Raw genomic sequence first — 17,328 nt, 5'->3', positions numbered from 1 at the left:
GCGCGGGCCGGGCCCCGACGATCGCCGCGGCCGCGACGAGTTCGTCTCGGTCAGCTGGGAGAAGGCGATCGATCTGCTCGGCGGCGAATTGACGCGGATCCGCGACACGATCGGCCCAGGTGCTGTGTTCGGCGGCTCCTATGGCTGGTCGAGCGCGGGCCGCTTCCATCACGCGCAGAGCCAGGTGCATCGCTTCCTCAACGTGGCGATGGGCGGCTACGTCCGGTCGGTGAACAGCTATTCCTCGGGCGCCTCCTCGGTGCTGCTGCCGCAGATCCTCGCCGGCTATGAGGACATCACCAAGCGCAACGTCACCTGGGAGCAGATCGCAGCCGAGACCGACATCGTGCTGGCGTTCGGCGGCATGGCGCTGAAGAACTCGATGGTGGCCGGCGGCTCGATCAGCAAGCATGTCGAGCGCGGCGCCATGGAGGCGGCGCACCGCCGCGGCTGCCAGTTCGTGCTCGTCAGTCCGCTGCGCGACGATCTCCCCGTCGAGGCCGGCGCCGAATGGCTGACGGCTGTGCCCGGCACCGACACCGCGCTGATGCTCGGCATCGTCCACACCCTGGTCAGCGAGGGTCTGCACGATCAGGCCTTCCTCGATCGCTATACCGAGGGCTGGCCGGTGTTCCTGCGCTATCTCACCGGCGAGGCCGATGGCGTGCCCAAGAGCGCCGAATGGGCCGCCGCGATCTGCGGCATCGATGCCGGCACCATCAAGGCACTGGCGCGCCGTCTCGCCGGCCGTCGCGCGCTGATCACCGTGTCGCATTCGCTGCAGCGCGCCGAGCATGGCGAGCAGCCGGTGTGGATGGGCATGGTGCTGGCAGCAGCGCTCGGCCAGATCGGCCTGCCCGGCGGCGGCTACGCCTATTCGCTCGGCGCGATCGGCTATTACGGGCGCCGCGTCAACGCCGTGCCGGGACCGACGCTCGGGCAGGGCCGCAACGGCGTCGCCGATTTCATTCCGGTGGCGCGCATCGCCGACATGCTGCTCAATCCCGGCACGACCTATCGCTACAACGGCGAGACACGGACCTATCCGGATATCCGCCTCGTCTATTGGGCCGGCGGCAATCCGTTCCACCATCACCAGGATCTCAACCGCCTGCGCAAGGCCTTTGCGAAGCTCGACACGCTTGTGGTGCATGAACTCGCCTGGACCGCCACCGCGCGCCACGCCGACATCGTGCTGCCCTCGACCATGACGCTGGAGCGCGAGGACATCGGCTATTCCGGCAACGATCCCTTGATGGTCGCGATGCACCGGATCGCCGAGCCGTTCGGCCTCGCCCGCGACGACTACGAAATCTTCGCCGATCTCGCCGAGCGGTTAGGGGCCCGCGAGCCCTTCACCGAGGGACGCACGTCGCGGCAGTGGCTGGAACATCTCTATGAACCCACCCGCAAGGCGCTCGCCGCGCGCGGGCTCGAGGCGCCTGATTTCGATGAGTTCTGGGCGCGCGGCAGCCTGGTGGTGCCGCAGCATCTCGACGACGGCGGCTCGCTGCGCCGCTTCCGCGAGGACCCGGACGCGCGGCCGTTGCCGACGCCGAGCGGCCGCATCGAGATCTTCTCGCAGAAGATCGCAGCTCACGGCGATGCCGATTGTCCGGGCCATCCGGTCTGGCTCGCGAAATCAGACACGCCCACACCAGGCTCGCCGTGCTTCCTGGTCGCCAACCAGCCGGTGACGCGCCTGCACAGCCAGCTCGATTTCGGAGGGCACTCGCTCGAGGCCAAGCATCGCGGCCGCGAGGTCGCACGCATGAACCCGCGCGATGCTGCGGCGCGCGGCATCGCCCACGGCGACATCATCCGCATCTTCAACGCGCGCGGCGCCTGCCTTGCCGCAGTGCATGTCACCGACGGCATCGCGCCCGGCGTGGTGCAGCTGCCGACCGGCGCCTGGTACGACCCGATGGACCCCGAGGAAGAAGCGCCGCTCTGCGTGCACGGCAATCCGAACGTGCTGACGCGCGATATCGGCACGTCATCCTTCGCGCAGGGCTGCACCGGCCAGCTCACGACGGTCGAGGTCGAGCGTTTCAACGGCAATCTGCCGCCGATCCGGGCGTTCGATCCGGCGTAGTTTTTATTGTCGATCACGAACAAATCATCGGTGGGTGCTGGATGGCGCTCATTCGTTCGGCTACGGCATCACGAGATCATTCCTGAATGTTCGGACCCGTCGAGATGCACCTGAAAACCCTGTTTTTCGCCGTCGCCGCGACCGTCGCGCTCGGTTCGTCCGCCGCCTTGGCGCAATCGGCCGCCGAGCCCGCTTATGGGCCGGAATTGCAGGGCTTCGACTATCCCTATCCGGTCGAGCATTATCGCTTCAGCTCGCAGGGGCAGGAGCTCGACATGGCCTATCTCGACGTCAAGCCGGCGACGCCGAACGGCCAGACCGCGGTGCTGCTGCACGGCAAGAATTTCTGTGCTGCGACCTGGGACGGCACCATCAAGGCGCTCAGCGGCGCCGGTTATCGCGTGATCGCGCTGGACCAGATCGGCTTCTGCAAATCCTCTAAGCCGGAACGCTATCAGTTCACCTTCCAGCAGCTCGCCGGCAACAGCCGCGCGCTGCTGGCTTCGCTCGGGATTGAGCGCTCGATCATGGTCGGCCACTCGACAGGCGGGATGCTGGCGATGCGCTACGCCCTGATGTATCCGGACGCCACCGATCGCCTGGTGCTGGTCGATCCGATCGGGCTCGAGGACTGGAAGGCCAAGGGCGTGCCGTGGCTCAGCCTCGACGGCTGGATGCAGCGCGAGACCCGCGTCACCGCCGACAGCATCCGCGCCTATGAGCGCGCCACCTACTATGCCGACACCTGGGATCCGTCCTACGAGATTTGGGTGCAGATGCTGGCCGGCATGTATCGCGGCGAGGGCCGCGTCGCCGTGGCATCGAGCTCGGCGCGGCTCTACGACATGATCGCGACCCAGCCGGTGTTCTACGAATTCGAGCAAATCAAGCCGCCGACCTTGCTGTTCGTCGGCGACAAGGACACCACCGCGATCGCCAAGGACACCGCGCCGCCCGAGATCCGCAAGACGCTCGGCAATTATCCGGTGCTGGGCAAGGAGGCCGCCAAGCGAATCCCGCATATCCAGCTGATCGAATTCCCCGACCTCGGCCACTCGCCGCAGATCCAGGCGCCGGCGCGCTTCCACCAGGCGCTGCTCGGCTGGCTGCAGCATCCGGAGACCGGCGCGATGCTGGTCAAATAGGGACCCATGACATCATGACGACTGCCGAACTGGTCAGCGTGTTCACGGTGGATGGGCAGGGTGGCAATCCCTGTCCGATCGTGGTCGATGCAAGCGGCATGAGTGCGTCCGAGATGCAGGACGTTGCCCGCCGCCACGGTCACGAGTCCGGCTTCGTGTTGCCGGCGCAGAGTGACGATTTCGACGCCACGTTCCGCTTCTTCGTGCCGAACCACGAAATGGAAATGTGCGGCCACGCCACCATCGGTGCACTATGGCTGCTTGCGCGTCAGCGGAAGTTGCCGGGCGACACGATCCGGATTTCGACGCGCAGCGGTCCCGTCACCGGCTTCATCAGCCGTGATCGCAACGGCGAGCCGAGTGTCCAGATCACCCAGCCGGCCGGCAAGACCGTTCCGCTCACCGATGTGCAACGCGACGATGTGCTGCGGGCACTTGCGGTCGGGCCTGACGCGATCGGCGTTGGGAGGGCCTGCAACGCCGTCACGTCGCGGATCAAGACTCTCGTTCCGATGCGCTCGCCCGGAGCGCTGAACGCGCTCGATCCCTCAGCCGAGGATGTCGAAGCTGTCTGCGGCCGGATCGGATCGACCGGCCTCTATCCCTTCGCGGTGGTCGACCGTGACGCTCGTCTGTTCGAGGCGCGGCAATTCCCGCGCTCGTCCGGCTATCGGGAAGACGCCGCAACCGGCATTGCGGCCGCGGCGCTGGCATTCGGCTTGCTCGACAACGGCCTGGTCGCTCCCGATGACGAGGAGATTCGAATCCTGCAGGGCAGGGCGATGGGGCGCCTCTCGGAAATCCGCGTCCGCATCGGCTTCGCCGGCGGTCGTGCTGTCGGTTGCCTGCTCGGCGGCAATGTCGAGATGATGGCTGCGCCGTCACACTGAAATCAGCGGCTGTGAACCCGCCGCTCGAGGCGCCGGTCCTGCAAGGACAGTCTAGGCCGACTCCACGCTTCTCTTGGTGCGCTCCCGCGCGCTGGCGTGCACCGGCGACGATCGCCGGGCGCCGGGACCCGGATGCACGTGGACGTGCTTCGCGCTCAACGGCTCGCCGCATTCCGAGCACACCATGACAGGGTCGAACATCTTCCCGCAGGTCTTGTGTTCGTGCAGCAACGGCCGGCGCGCGCGTCGACCATGTGGATGTTGCCCCAGTGCACGATCGACATGATGATCGGATAGAGATCGAGGCCCTTCTGGGTCAGGATGTATTCGTAGCGCTTCGGCGCCTCCTGATAGGGAATCTTGCGCAGCACGCCGAAGCGCACCAGCTTCTTCAGCCGGTCGGCGAGCAGATGCCGTGTGATGCCGAGCGATGCCTGGAAGTCATCGAACCTGCGGATGCGCAAGAAGCACTCGCGCAGGATCAAAAGGCTCCAGCGGTCGCCGATCACCGCGACCGTGCGGGCCAGCGAGCACGGCTCCTCCTCGAGGGTATCCCATTTCATCAGCGTCTCCTGCAGTCACGCAAATCAAATTCTAAAACAGAACTTACGTCATTTCAACAGGATGCCTGCAAATCGGCTGCAGGCCGGCCATTGGATGACAAATATCATATTGACAGTTCTAAAATAGAACTTATGGTCGCGCCACGATCAACGCGGCCAGGCTGACGGCCGTTGCCAATTGAAGGGAAGGGCGTTCCATGGCTGCTCCGCTCAAGGTCGAATTCCATTTCGATTTCGGAAGTCCGAACGCCTATCTCGCCGAGCTCGCACTGCCGGATATCGAGAAGCGCACCGGCGTGAAGTTCGACTACATCCCGGTGCTGCTCGGCGGCGTCTACAAGGCGACCGGCAACATGTCGCCCGGCGAGTCGCTACGCGGGATCAAGAACAAGCCGGAATACAACGCGCTCGAAACCGAGCGCTTCCTGCGCCGCCACAACATCACGACGTTCAAGACGAACCCGTTCTTTCCGGTCAATACGCTGATGCTGATGCGCGGCGTCATCGCGGCCGATTTCGAGGGGTTGTTCGAGCCCTATTTCCGCGCTGCCTATCACCACATGTGGTCCGAGCCCAAGAAGATGGACGATCCGCAGGTGTTCCGCGAGGCGTTCCTGTCCTCCGGCCTCGATATCGACCGCATCATCGCCCGCGCCCGGCAGGATGACGTCAAGAAGAAGCTGATCGAGAACACCAGCGACGCGGTCGCGCGCGGCTCGTTCGGATCGCCGACCTTCTACGTCGGCAGCGATATCTTCTTCGGCAAGGACAAGGTGCGCGAGGTCGAGGAAGAGATCGTCGCGCAATTGGCCGCGGGGCGGCGCAAGACCGCCTGAGCGGGAAATTCCTCAACACAACAAGCCCAAAGGGCTGCGACAGGGAGGTTTCAGTGCAGGCGTCGACCCAGATTGTTGAAGGAAGTGTGGAAGGCTTGCCGAACCGCATCCATGAGGTGATCGATCACCACGTGGTGGCGACGCCGGATCATCCGGCGCTGGTCGACGACAAGATGCGGCTGAGCTATCGCGAGCTCGATGAGACTGTCGGTCGCGTCGCCGAGGCGTTGCAGGCGCTGGGCATCCGCGCCGGCGACCGCATGATGATCGTGAGCGAGAATTCGATTCCGCTGGCCTGCCTACTGCTGGCGGCGAGCAGGCTCGATGTCTGGTCGATCGTGGTCAATCCGCGGCTGTCGCCGCGCGAGCTGGATCAGATCAGGGATCACAGCGGCGCCCGCCGCGTGTTGCTCACCGCTGACGTCTCGCAGGAGGCGGCCACCCATGCTGCGCGCTACGAGGCTGCCGTGCAGGATGCCGGCCCGCTTCTCGGCATCGCCGTCACCGGCCTGAACCTGGCAACCGTGGCCGAGCCGGTCGAGGCCGACGGCGCCAATCAGGTCGCGGTTCTGATCTACACGTCCGGCACCACGGGCACGCCGAAGGGTGTGATGCTGACCCATCGCAATCTGCTGTTCAGCGCCCGGGGCACCGCGGGCTTCCGCAAGATGTCGGCCGATGACGTGCAGTACTGCGTGCTGCCGATCTCGCACATCGTCGGCATCTCGCTGCTGACGATGACCCTGATGGTCGGTGCCACCGTGCGCCTGGTCGCCAAATACGATCCGGCCGCGCTGGTCAAGGCGATGGCCGAGGAAGGCATCACGATCCTCAACGGCGTGCCCGCCACCTACCAGCGCCTACTCGAATACCGCCGCAACGCCGGCCTGCCGAAGCTCGATCGCGGCCGGTTGCGCGTGATCTCGGTGGCCGGCGCGCCGCTCGATCTCGAGCTCAAATCCCGGGTGGAGCAGGAACTCGGCCTGCCGCTGCTCAACGGCTACGGCATCACCGAATGCTCGCCGGGAATCTCGGGCGTGCGGCCCGACAATCCGCGGGCCGACCACGCGGTCGGCACCGTCATGGCGGGCATCGAGGCGCGACTGGTCGGCCGCGACCTCAAGCCGGTTGCATCAGGCGAAGTCGGTGAGCTCCACGTCCGCGGCCCCAACGTGATGCGCGGCTATTACCGCGCGCCGGATCTGACGGCCAAGGCGATCGATCCCGACGGCTGGTTCAATACCGGCGATCTGGCCCGCTTCGAGAATGACGCCCTCTACATTGTTGGGCGCACCAAGGAGATGATCATCCGCTCCGGGTTCAATGTCTACCCGGCCGAGATCGAGGCCGTGCTGAGCACGCATGACGCCGTGGTGCAGTGCGCCGTGGTCGGTCGGTCGGTCGAGGGCAATGAGGAGGTCGTCGCCTTCGTGCAGCTGATCAAGGGCTCGACGGCGACGGTGCAGGATCTGATGGCCCATGTTGCTCCGCAACTGACCTCGTACAAGCGTCCGTCGGAGATTATCCTCATGGATGCGCTGCCCGCGACATCGACGGGCAAGCTTCTGAAGCACAAGCTTGCGGAGTCGCTGCGCAGCTGAGGCTGAGCCGCGGCCGCAAGCCGGTTCACTCAAACAAGACCGGAGTACACCATGCAGAAGAGAAACAAGACGGTGGCCGTCATCGGTGCCGGTGATTTCATCGGCGGCGAGATCGCCAAGAAGTTCGCCTCCGAGGGCTTTACGATCTTTGCCGGCCGCCGCAACGGCGATAAGCTCGCGCCGCTGGTCAAGGAGATCGAGGCCGCCGGCGGCGAAATCCATGCGCGCTCGCTCGATGCGCGCAAGGAGGAGGAGATCACTGCCTTCCTCAACGACGCCGACAAGCATGCGCCGCTGGAGGTCTGCATCTTCAATATCGGCGCCAACGTCAATTTCCCGATTCTCGAGACCACCGAGCGCGTGTTCCGCAAGGTCTGGGAGATGGCCTGCTACTCCGGCTTCCTGGCCGGACGCGAAGCAGCGCGGTTGATGACGGCACGCGGCGAGGGCAACATCTTCTTCACCGGCGCAACCGCCTCGTTGCGCGGCGGCAGCGGCTATGCCGCCTTTGCCAGCGCCAAGTTCGGCCTGCGCGCGGTGGCGCAGGCGATGGCGCGCGAGCTCGGGCCGAAGAACATCCATGTCGCGCACCTGATTATCGACTCCGGTGTCGACACCGAATGGGTGCGGCAACGCCGCATCGAGGCGCTCGGCCCGAACGCGCTCGACAATCCAGATCTGCTGATGCCGCCGGCCTCGGTCGCTGCGTCATACTGGCAACTCTACCAGCAGCCGAAGAGCGCCTGGACCTTCGAGCTGGAAATCCGGCCCTTCGGCGAGAAGTGGTAGGGAGCATCGGAAATGGAGCTCGCGCTATCCCCTGACGATGCGGCGTTTCGCGACGAGGTTCGCGCGTTCATCAAGGACAACTACCCGGAGGAGATGCGCGTCGCCAATCCGGAGACCGATCTCTCCAAGGAGCAGATGCTGCTGTGGCATCGCATCCTGCACAACAAGGGCTGGATCGCGCCGCTCTGGCCGAAGCAATATGGCGGGCCCGGCTGGTCGATCACCCGCCGCTTCATCTTCGAGCAGGAAACGACGCGCGCCGGCACGATGCCGCCATTGGCGTTCAGCGTCACCATGGTCGGGCCGGTGATCTACACGTTCGGCAACGACGCGCAGAAGCAGAAGTTCTTGCCGCGTATCCTCTCCGGCGAGGACTGGTGGTGCCAGGGCTATTCGGAGCCGGGCTCCGGCTCCGACCTCGCCACCGTTCGCACCAAGGCGGTGCGCGACGGCGACCACTACATCGTCAACGGTCACAAGACGTGGACCACGCTGGCGCAGCATGCCGACTGGATCTTCTGCCTGGTCCGCACCGATCCCACGGCCAAGCCGCAGTCCGGCATCTCGTTTCTCTTGATCGATATGAAGTCGCCGGGCGTCACCGTGCGCCCGATCATCACCATCGACGGTTCGCACGAGGTCAACGACGTCTTCCTGGAGGATGTCCGCGTCCCTGCCGCGAACCTGATCGGCGAGGAGAACAAGGGCTGGACCTACGCCAAGTTCCTGCTCGGCAATGAACGCACCAGCATGGCCGGCATCGGCCGCTCCACGCGCTACATCAGCCGGTTGAAAAAGATCGTGAAGGCCGAGATTCCGGAAGACGATCCGGCGCATCTCGAATTCATCAGGGACATCGCCCGTGTCGAGCTCGACGTGCTGGCGCTGGAGGCAACGGAGTTGCGCGTCGTCGCCCAGATGGCGCGCGGCATCGACCCTGGACCTGCGGCGTCATTGTTCAAGATTCGCGGCACCGAGATATTCCAGAACATTACCGAGCTGACGCATCGGGCGATCGGCAATTGCGGGCTTGCGATCCGCGAGCATCCGATCAGCGCCAACCACTTCATGCCGGGCCCGGACTACGGCCACACGGCGACGGAGAAGTATCTGAACTCGCGCAAGCTCTCGATCTATGGCGGATCGAACGAGATCCAGCGCAACATCATCGCGAAAGCGGTGCTTGGTCTTTAGCTACAAGGCAACGAGGATCGGATGGATATCCAGTTCACGGAAGAGCAGGAATTGTTGCGGTCCAGCGTACAGCGGCTGCTGCGGGATCAATATGATTTCGACGCCCGTCGCAAGATCGTTGCGAGCGAGGACGGCATCGGCCACGAGCAATGGGCCGCTTTTGCGGAGCTCGGCCTGCTGGCCGCGCCGTTCTCCGAGGCTGTTGGCGGGCTCGGCGGTGGGCCGCTATCGACCATGATCATCATGCAGGAGTTCGGCCGGCATCTCGTCGTGGAGCCGTTCGTCGAGACGGTCGTGGTTGCCGGCGGCCTGGTCGAGCAGGTTGGGTCTGACGCGCAGAAGCAGGCTTTCATTGCCGACATCATCGCAGGGTCAAAGCTCTGGGCGTTGGCCTGGACCGAGAAGGGCTCGCGGTTCGATCTCGCAACGGTGACCACGACCGCGCGCCGGGACGGCGACGGCTATGTGCTGACCGGCGAGAAGACGGCCGTGATGGCCGCGCCGTGGGCGGATTACCTGATCGTCTCCGCCCGCACCTCGGGCCATCGCCACGATCGCGGCGGCGTCAGCCTGTTCGTGGTCGATCGCCGCGTTGCCAATCTCGATCTGCAGAGCTTCAAGACCATCGACGGTCGAAGGGCGGCCGAGATCAGCCTGCGCGGCGTGCGCGGGGAATTGCTCGGCAAGGAAGGCGAGGGCGTCAAAGCGCTGGAAGCCTGTCGCAACCGTGCGATCGGCGCGCTCTGCGCCGAGGCGGTCGGCGCGATCGGCGAGTTGAACGCCGCGACGCTGGACTATTCCAAGACGCGCAAGCAGTTCGGCGTCACGATCGGTAGCTTCCAGGTGCTGCAGCACCGGATGGTCGACATGTTCATCGCGCATCAGGAGACGCTGTCCCTGATGCAGCATCTCAGCCTCAGTCTCAGGGACGATGAGGCCGGCGTCTCCCGGTTGGCTTCAGGCGCCAAATCCAAGATCGGCTATGCCGGCAAGTTCGTGGCGGACCAGGCCGTGCAACTGCATGGCGGCATGGGCATGACCGACGAGCTCAATGTCGGCCACTACTTCAAGCGGATTTCCTCCATCAACATCCAGTTCGGCGATCCCGCCTACCACGTGCTGCGCTATGCGCAGCTCGATGCGGTCGCCTAGGCTCAGAGAGGCAAGCATGTCATCACCCGAAGCAGTCATCGTTTCCACCGCGCGTACCGGCGTCGGCAAGGCCTATCGCGGCGCGCTCAACAACACCGACGGCCCGACCTTGGCCGGCCAAGTCATGGCCGAAGCGGTGAAGCGCGCCGGCATCGCACCCGGCGAGGTCGAGGACGTGGTGATGGGCTGCGCGATGCAGCAGGGCACCATGGTGATGAACGTCGCGCGCAAGGGCGCGATCCGTGCCGGATTGCCGGTCACCGTCGCCGGCACCACCATCGACCGGCAATGTGCTTCCGGGCTGCAGGCGATCGCGGTCGCGGCACGCTCGGTGATATCAGATGGCGTCGAGATCGCGATCGGCGGCGGTATCGAGTCGATCAGCCTGGTGCAGAACGAGCACATGAACCGGTTCCATGCCGTCGACGACGAACTGATGGCGATGAAGCCCGAGATGTACATGTCGATGCTGGAGACGGCCGAGGTCGTCGCCGAGCGATACGGGATCGGCCGTGACAAGCAGGACGAATACAGCCTCGAATGCCAGCGCCGGGTCGGCGCTGCGTTGCAGGGCGGCCGCTTCAACGACGAGATCATTCCGATCGCGACCAGGATGGCCGTGGTCAACAAGGACACCAAGGAAGTCAGCTTTCAGCAGGTGACCTTGGCCAAGGATGAAGGCCCGCGGCCGGACACCACGGCGGATGGACTGGCCAAGATCAAGCCGGTGTTCGAAGGCAAGACCATCAGCGCCGGTAATGCCAGCCAGCTCTCGGACGGCGCCTCGGCCTGCGTGATCATGAGCGACAAGATCGCCGCGCAGAAGGGGCTGAAGCCGCTCGGCATCTTCCGCGGCTTCGTTGCCGCCGGCGTCGAACCCGACGAGATGGGCGTCGGCCCGGTCGCCGCGATCCCGCGGCTGCTGAAGCGGCATAATCTGAAGATCGACGACATCGATCTCTGGGAGCTCAACGAAGCCTATGCGGTGCAGGTGATCTATTGCCGCGACAAGCTCGGCATCGACCCGGACAAGCTGAATGTCAACGGCGGCTCGATCGCGATCGGCCATCCCTACGGCATGACCGGCGCGCGGCTCACCGGCCACCTGCTGATCGAGGGCCGGCGGCGCAAGGCCAAATACGGCGTGGTGACGATGTGCATCGGCGGCGGCATGGGTGCGGCGGGCCTGTTCGAAATCATCAACTGATCGGCAACGCGGGAGAGACTTGTGAAGACAGCAATCACTGAATTGTTCGGTATCCAGCATCCGATCATCCAGGGCGGCATGCATTATGTCGGTTTTGCCGAGATGGCGGCCGCGGTGTCCAATGCCGGCGGCCTCGGCATCATCACCGGCCTGACCCAGCGGACGCCGGAGCTGCTGGCGAAGGAAATCGCGCGCTGCCGCGACATGACCGACAAGCCGATCGGCGTGAACCTCACCTTCCTGCCGAGCTTCACCGCGCCGCCCTATCCCGAATACATCGCGGCGATCCGCGAAGGCGGCGTCAAGGCGGTGGAGACAGCGGGCCGCAGCCCGGAGCAGTACATGCCGGCGCTGAAGGCGGCCGGCATCAAGGTGATCCACAAATGCACCTCGGTGCGGCATTCGCTGAAGGCCGAGAAGATCGGCTGCGACGCGGTCAGCGTCGACGGCTTCGAGTGCGGCGGTCATCCGGGCGAGGACGACATCCCCAACATGATCCTGCTGCCGCGTGCGGCGGACGAGCTGAAGATCCCGTTCGTCGCCTCGGGTGGCATGGCGGATGCGCGCAGCCTCGTCGCGGCGCTGTCGATGGGCGCGGCCGGCATGAACATGGGCACGCGATTCATCGCGACCAAGGAAGCGCCGGTTCATCCCAATGTGAAGCAGGCACTGCTCGACGCCGACGAACTCGATACCCGTCTCGTGATGCGCGCATTGCGCAACACCGAGCGGGTGCTGAAGAACAAGGGCGTCGATGAGCTGCTCGAGATCGAGCGCGAGAAGGGCGGTAAGCTGAAGATCGAGGACATCCACGAGCAGGTCGCGGGCGTCTACCCGAAGGTGATGATCGACGGCGAGATGGATGCCGGTGCCTGGAGCTGCGGCATGGTGGTCGGCCTGATCAACGATATCCCGACCGTCAAGGAGCTGATCGACCGCATCATGGCCGAGGCCGAGCAGATCATCCGGCAGCGGCTGACCGGCTTCCTCGACGGCAAGTTTGAAACCAGGCCGACCCGCGCGGTCGCTTAGGAGATTGCCATGACCGAGCATGTCAAAGTCGAAATCGACGCCGGCGTCATGACGCTGACCTTGCAGCGGCCGGAGAAGAAGAACGCGCTCACCGGCGCTATGTATGACGCGATGTCGAACGCGCTGAAGCAGGCCGAGGCGGATCCGTCCGTCCGGGTGATCCTGTTCCAGGGCGATGGCGACAGCTTCACCGCGGGTAACGATCTGGCCGATTTCGCCAGCCAGGCGCGCGGCGAGAGTGCGGTCGACAGTCCCGCCCATCGCTTCATCGAGACCATCAGCAAGGCCGGCAAGCCGCTGGTCGCGGCCGTGCAGGGTAATGCGGTCGGCGTCGGCACCACCATGCTGCTGCATTGCGATTTGGTCTATCTTGCCGAGAACGCCCGGCTGATCACGCCGTTCGTCAATCTCGCGCTGGTGCCCGAGGCAGCGTCGAGCTGGCTGCTGCCCTTAAGGATCGGGCATGCCCGCGCCTATGCGATGTTTGCGCTCGGTGAGCCGATGGATGCGCCGGGCGCGCTGGCATCCGGTCTTGCCAATTCCGTGGTGCCGCAAGTGGATCTCCGCAAGAAGGCGCATGACGCGGCGATCGCGCTGACCAAGCGGCCGGCGGGCTCGCTCGGCCTGACCAAGCAGCTGATGCGCGAGCAGCAGCGGATCGCGGCGCAGATCGCCGCGGAGGGTGTGCTGTTCAAGGAGCGGCTGACGACGCCCGAGGCGCGCGAGGCCTTCGCCGCCTTCGCCGAACGGCGTCCGCCTGATTTCACCAAGCTGTCGGCCTGAAGCCGCCAGGAGTTCGCGGAAACAGCAAGGGAGTGAAGCATGCACGTCGTCGGCAGCCATCAATACCCCGCCATGGAATCCGTGATCTACGGCAAGCCCGCGGCCGAAGCGCTGCGCGAGGAGGCCGAACGGCTCGGCGCGAAACGCGTCTATCTGATCGCAAGCCGGACGCTGAACACCACGACCGACGAGATCGAGAAGATCCGCAAAGCGCTCGGCGATCGCCATGCCGCGACCTTCGACGGCGTGCCGCAGCACACGACCAGGGACGCGGTGACACAGATCGCGCGGCATGCGATGGAGGCCAAGGCCGACCTCGTCGTCGCCATCGGCGGCGGCTCGGTGGTCGATGCGGCGAAGATCGTATTGATGTGCATCGAGCACGCGATATTCGAGCCGGCGGGGCTCGATGGTTTCGAGACCACGCCGGACCGTCGCTTCGGTCCGTTCCGCAACCCAAAAGTCCGGATGATCGCGATCCCCAGCACCCTTTCGGGCGGCGAGTACAATTCCGGCGCGCTGGTCACTGACACCGGCCGCAAGCTGAAGCAGATATTCAACCACCCGATGATGATGCCGCGCAGCATCATCCTCGATCCTGCGATCACCAAATACACGCCCGAGAAGCTCTGGCTCGGCTCGGGCACGCGCGCGATGGATCATGGCATCGAGGCGATCTGCTCCAGCCGGCCCAACGTGCTGGTCGACGCGGTGTGCCAACAGGGGCTGCGCTATCTGCACGACGGCCTGCTGCGCACCAGGAATAATCCCGACGACGAGGCGGCGCGGCTGAGCTGCCAGCTCGGTTCCTGGCTGTCGGCCTTCGGATTGCAGTCGCGGGTGCCGATGGGCGCAAGCCACGCCATCGGCCATGTGCTCGGCGGCACCTGCGACGTCCCGCATTATTTCTGCACGGCGGTGATGATGCCGAGCGTGCTGCGCTACAACCGCCCCGCGACGGAAACCGCCCAGCAATCGATCGCGGCCGCGCTCGGCGCGCCGGGCCGCGACGCCGGCGAGGCGTTTGCGGCGTTCATCGCGGAGCTCGGCCTGCCGCGGCGGCTTGCCGATGTCGGTGTCGGCGAGGACCGTTTCGAACTGATCGGCAAGAACGCGATGCTGTCGATCTTCACGCGCGCCAACCCGCAGCCGATCCGCGAACCCGGCGATGTCGTCAAGATCTTGAAGCTGGCGGCCTGACGCAACAGCACCCGGAGCAGCCACAATGGCCGCCTTGCGTATATTCTCCTATCTGCCGAACCCGCGTGTGTGGAAGGCGACCATCGCGGCGCGGTTCTGCGGCGTCGACGTCGAGGTCCGAGGCGCCTCCGGCAAGGAATTGCGCGACTGGTTGTGGGATTACGATGCCCGTCCGCTCGCGGAGAACGAACGCACCGCGCTGTCGTCGCTGGCGCGAACCGGCCGGGTCGGGCTGACCGGCGCGCAGCTGTTCAAGACCGATGCGTTCATGGCGGCGCAGCCATTCGGCAATGTGCCGGCCGCGTTCGGTGCCGACGGCAAGGTCGGGATATTCGAATCCAATAGCATCATGCGGGCAGTGGCGCGGCTCCGCGAGGCGAAGTTTCCGCTCTATGGGCGCGACGCCTACGAGGCGTCGAGGATCGACAGCTTTCTCGACGTCAGCCTGGTGTTTGCGCGGGACTCGCAGATCTATCTGCTTGCGCTGTCGGGCGGCACGGTCGACGCAGCCATCCATGCCCGCGCCAAGGACGCGTTCGCGATATATGCCTCCGGGATCGAGCAGGCACTGTCGCCGCGGCGGGAGACGTTGGTCGGCAACGGCATCTCGATTGCCGACATCTGCCTTGCCGCCGAGCTCGCGCTGTTCATGAATGAGCACGCGCGGACCGAGCAACTGGGCAAGCAGGGGTTGGAGAAAATCCTGCATGAGGCCGTAAGGGACGAATATCCACTGATGTTTGCTCATTTCGCCCGGCTGGTCGAGCACGAGCATTTTGCGCCGGACCTCAAACCATACGTCGAGAAGCTGCTGTCAAAGGCGGCCGCCTGAAGAGCGCTGACCGCAACGCGGAGGAGTGATCGCATGACCGCACGCGTCTGTCTGATATCCGGCGTCGGCCCTGGCACCGGCTCGGCGCTCGCCAGGAGGTTCGCGGAAGGCGGCTATCGGGTGGCACTTCTCGCCAGGAACGAAGAGCGTCTCGCCGCGCTCGAGAAGCAGCTACCGGGCGCCAGGGCCTATCGATGCGACGTGTCCGATCCCACGCAGGTTGAGGCGGTTGCCTCGGCCGTGGAGCGCGATCTCGGTAACCCCGGCGTCGTGATCCACAACGCCGTCGGCGGCGCGTTCGGCACCTTCCGCGAGATCGATCCGGAGATTCTCAATCGCAACTTCCAGGTCAACACGATGGGCCTGTTGTACCTGGCGCGGCGGTTTGCGCCCGCGATGGTCGCTGCGGGCAAGGGCGCCATCGTTGCGACCGGCAACACCTCGGCATTGCGCGGCAAGGCCGGTTTTGCGGGGTTCGCGCCGACCAAGGCGGCGCAGCGGATTTTGGCCGAAGCGATGGCACGCGATTTGGGACCTCAGGGTGTTCACGTCGCCTATCTCGTGATCGACGCGGTGATTGACCTGGAATGGACCCGGAAGCGCTGGCCGGAGCGGCCGGACGACTTCTTCATCAAGCCGCGGGCGATCGCGGACGAGGTCTGGCACGTCGCCCATCAGGACCGCAGCGCGTGGTCGTTCAACGTCGAGATCAGGCCGTTCGGCGAGGCCTGGTAAGCGGCACGGCATTCGCGAGAGCAAATTCAATTCAAAAGAGTTCAGGGGAGTTTCATGTTCTTGAAGACGTTTGCCGTGTCCATTGCCGTGCTTGCGGCCCTTGCCGCCACTCCAATCCGTGCCGAAACACCGGGCGTGACGGAGTCGGAAATCAAGGTCGGTGCGACCTTCCCGTTCAGTGGTCCGGCATCCCCGCTCAGCAACACCGGCAAGGGCCTGATCGCCTACGTGCATTCCGTCAATGATCGCGGCGGCATCAACGGCCGCAAGGTCAACCTCATCACCTATGACGATGCCTATACACCGCCGAAAGCCGTGGAGCAGACCCGCAAGCTGATCGAGAGCGACGAGGTGGCGTTCCTGTTCAGTCCGCTCGGCACGCCCGGCATCGGCGCGACCATCAAATACGTGACCGCGAAGAAGGTGCCGCATCTGTTCATCGTGAGCGGGGCGACCAAGTTTGCCAACTTCTCCGAGTTTCCGCTGACCACCACGGGATTGCCGAGCTACAACATCGAGGGAAAAATCTACGCCAGGTACATCACCCAAGCGGCCCCCGATGCGAAGATCGCGATCCTCTACCAGAACGACGATCTCGGCCGCGATTTCGTCGCCGCGTTCAGGGAAACGCTGAAGGCCGATTTCGACAAGAAGGTGGTGACGTCTCCCTATGAGGTCACCGAGCCCACCATCGAATCCCGCGTGGTCACGCTGAAGGCGTCGGGCGCCCAGGCATTCCTGATCGCCGGCACGCCGAAATTTGCGGCACAGGCGATCAAGAAGGCGAACGAGATCGGCTGGACCCCGCTCACCATCGTCAACTACGTGTCGAGCTCGGTCTCGGCGACGATCGTGCCGGCCGGCGCGGACAAGGCGGTGGGCGTCGTCGTGGCGACCATCACCAAGGATCCCAACGACAAGAAATGGGCCGAGGACGCCGGCATGAAATGGTATCGCGCCCACTTCGAGAAGTATCTCCCCGGCGCCGATATCGGCGACAACAACTATCTGTTCGGGACCCAGCAGGGCCAGATCCTGGAGCAGGTGCTGAAACAATGCGGCGACGACCTGTCGCGTGAGAACATCGTCAAGCAGGCACGTAACATCAAGGGGCTGGTGCTGCCGACCCTGATGCCGGGCATCACCATCAACACTGGTCCCGACAACAGCATGGCGTACACGCAGCTCCAGCTGCAACGCTGGACCGGAAGCTCCTGGGAGCAGTTCGGTGGCGTGCTGGGCGCCGAGGCGAACTGAGCCGCGAGGTCGAGGGT

15 protein-coding genes and 1 pseudogene are annotated in these 17,328 nt (G+C 64.9%); 15 read left to right on the top strand and 1 reads right to left on the bottom strand.

Annotation, left to right across the window (positions count from 1 at the left end):
- The 3 genes from H8A92_RS23960 to H8A92_RS23950 all read left to right on the top strand — a co-directional run.
- Positions 1-2,095 (top strand): molybdopterin guanine dinucleotide-containing S/N-oxide reductase (locus H8A92_RS23960; protein ID WP_229198047.1); only part of this gene is annotated, 2,095 nt, incomplete at its 5' end.
- Between the two features lie 86 nt (positions 2,096-2,181).
- Positions 2,182-3,240: an alpha/beta fold hydrolase gene (locus tag H8A92_RS23955; RefSeq protein WP_229198046.1), complete on the top strand. Its 1,059-nt coding sequence runs from the start codon at positions 2,182-2,184 to the stop codon at positions 3,238-3,240.
- Positions 3,241-3,254: 14 nt separating this feature from the next.
- Positions 3,255-4,130 (top strand): PhzF family phenazine biosynthesis protein, encoded by an 876-nt coding sequence (locus H8A92_RS23950; RefSeq protein ID WP_229198045.1) that lies wholly within the window; start codon positions 3,255-3,257, stop codon positions 4,128-4,130.
- A 51-nt stretch (positions 4,131-4,181) separates the two neighbouring features.
- Here H8A92_RS23950 and H8A92_RS23945 read toward each other — a convergent pair.
- Positions 4,182-4,693 (bottom strand): annotated as a pseudogene (locus tag H8A92_RS23945) (winged helix-turn-helix transcriptional regulator).
- A gap of 197 nt (positions 4,694-4,890) precedes the next feature.
- On the opposite strand from H8A92_RS23945, the gene H8A92_RS23940 reads away from it, so the two are divergent.
- The 12 genes from H8A92_RS23940 to H8A92_RS23885 are packed head-to-tail and all read left to right on the top strand — an operon-like array spanning position 4,891 to position 17,311.
- Positions 4,891-5,529, top strand: a complete 639-nt coding sequence (locus H8A92_RS23940; protein ID WP_229198044.1) for a 2-hydroxychromene-2-carboxylate isomerase — start codon at positions 4,891-4,893, stop codon at positions 5,527-5,529.
- Between the two features lie 53 nt (positions 5,530-5,582).
- On the top strand, positions 5,583-7,130 hold the full coding sequence (locus H8A92_RS23935) for a class I adenylate-forming enzyme family protein (RefSeq protein ID WP_229198043.1): 1,548 nt from the start codon (positions 5,583-5,585) through the stop codon (positions 7,128-7,130).
- Positions 7,131-7,181: 51 nt separating this feature from the next.
- Complete coding sequence (locus tag H8A92_RS23930; protein WP_050628103.1) at positions 7,182-7,919, top strand: SDR family oxidoreductase; 738 nt, start codon at positions 7,182-7,184, stop codon at positions 7,917-7,919.
- A gap of 12 nt (positions 7,920-7,931) precedes the next feature.
- A complete protein-coding gene (locus tag H8A92_RS23925; RefSeq protein WP_229198042.1) occupies positions 7,932-9,113 on the top strand; it encodes an acyl-CoA dehydrogenase family protein in 1,182 nt (393 codons plus the stop codon).
- A gap of 21 nt (positions 9,114-9,134) precedes the next feature.
- Positions 9,135-10,265, top strand: a complete 1,131-nt coding sequence (locus H8A92_RS23920) for an acyl-CoA dehydrogenase family protein (protein WP_229198041.1) — start codon at positions 9,135-9,137, stop codon at positions 10,263-10,265.
- Between the two features lie 16 nt (positions 10,266-10,281).
- Positions 10,282-11,472, top strand: a complete 1,191-nt coding sequence (locus H8A92_RS23915) for an acetyl-CoA C-acyltransferase (RefSeq protein WP_229198040.1) — start codon at positions 10,282-10,284, stop codon at positions 11,470-11,472.
- 21 nt (positions 11,473-11,493) lie between these two features.
- Entirely contained in the window at positions 11,494-12,504 is a 1,011-nt protein-coding gene (locus H8A92_RS23910) for an NAD(P)H-dependent flavin oxidoreductase (protein ID WP_229198039.1), read from the top strand.
- 9 nt (positions 12,505-12,513) lie between these two features.
- Positions 12,514-13,287 carry an enoyl-CoA hydratase-related protein gene (locus tag H8A92_RS23905; protein ID WP_229198038.1) on the top strand — a complete coding sequence of 258 codons (774 nt, stop codon included), beginning with the start codon at positions 12,514-12,516 and terminating at the stop codon, positions 13,285-13,287.
- Between the two features lie 39 nt (positions 13,288-13,326).
- Positions 13,327-14,487, top strand: a complete 1,161-nt coding sequence (locus H8A92_RS23900) for an iron-containing alcohol dehydrogenase (RefSeq protein WP_229198037.1) — start codon at positions 13,327-13,329, stop codon at positions 14,485-14,487.
- Between the two features lie 25 nt (positions 14,488-14,512).
- Entirely contained in the window at positions 14,513-15,319 is an 807-nt protein-coding gene (locus H8A92_RS23895) for a glutathione S-transferase (protein WP_229198036.1), read from the top strand.
- Between the two features lie 33 nt (positions 15,320-15,352).
- Positions 15,353-16,054 (top strand): SDR family NAD(P)-dependent oxidoreductase, encoded by a 702-nt coding sequence (locus tag H8A92_RS23890; RefSeq protein WP_229198035.1) that lies wholly within the window; start codon positions 15,353-15,355, stop codon positions 16,052-16,054.
- Between the two features lie 54 nt (positions 16,055-16,108).
- Positions 16,109-17,311, top strand: coding sequence for an ABC transporter substrate-binding protein (locus H8A92_RS23885; protein ID WP_229198034.1), 1,203 nt, complete (start codon positions 16,109-16,111; stop codon positions 17,309-17,311).
- Positions 17,312-17,328: the final 17 nt, after the last annotated feature.

Source organism: Bradyrhizobium acaciae (assembly GCF_020889785.1).
In the GTDB taxonomy this organism is placed as follows: Bacteria; Pseudomonadota; Alphaproteobacteria; order Rhizobiales; family Xanthobacteraceae; genus Bradyrhizobium; species Bradyrhizobium acaciae.
The sequence above is the reverse complement of the archived record's forward strand: the minus strand, read 5'-3'. Positions and strand labels throughout refer to the sequence as shown.

Bases quoted from the DNA above. Each gene is read 5' to 3' on its own strand.
- H8A92_RS23955 (WP_229198046.1), top strand. From the start codon at position 2,182: ATGTTCGGACCCGTCGAGATGCACCTGAAAACCCTGTTTTTCGCCGTC.
- H8A92_RS23950 (WP_229198045.1), top strand. From the start codon at position 3,255: ATGACGACTGCCGAACTGGTCAGCGTGTTCACGGTGGATGGGCAGGGT.
- H8A92_RS23940 (WP_229198044.1), top strand. From the start codon at position 4,891: ATGGCTGCTCCGCTCAAGGTCGAATTCCATTTCGATTTCGGAAGTCCG.
- H8A92_RS23930 (WP_050628103.1), top strand. From the start codon at position 7,182: ATGCAGAAGAGAAACAAGACGGTGGCCGTCATCGGTGCCGGTGATTTC.
- H8A92_RS23925 (WP_229198042.1), top strand. From the start codon at position 7,932: ATGGAGCTCGCGCTATCCCCTGACGATGCGGCGTTTCGCGACGAGGTT.
- H8A92_RS23920 (WP_229198041.1), top strand. From the start codon at position 9,135: ATGGATATCCAGTTCACGGAAGAGCAGGAATTGTTGCGGTCCAGCGTA.
- H8A92_RS23915 (WP_229198040.1), top strand. From the start codon at position 10,282: ATGTCATCACCCGAAGCAGTCATCGTTTCCACCGCGCGTACCGGCGTC.
- H8A92_RS23905 (WP_229198038.1), top strand. From the start codon at position 12,514: ATGACCGAGCATGTCAAAGTCGAAATCGACGCCGGCGTCATGACGCTG.
- H8A92_RS23900 (WP_229198037.1), top strand. From the start codon at position 13,327: ATGCACGTCGTCGGCAGCCATCAATACCCCGCCATGGAATCCGTGATC.
- H8A92_RS23895 (WP_229198036.1), top strand. From the start codon at position 14,513: ATGGCCGCCTTGCGTATATTCTCCTATCTGCCGAACCCGCGTGTGTGG.
- H8A92_RS23890 (WP_229198035.1), top strand. From the start codon at position 15,353: ATGACCGCACGCGTCTGTCTGATATCCGGCGTCGGCCCTGGCACCGGC.
- H8A92_RS23885 (WP_229198034.1), top strand. From the start codon at position 16,109: ATGTTCTTGAAGACGTTTGCCGTGTCCATTGCCGTGCTTGCGGCCCTT.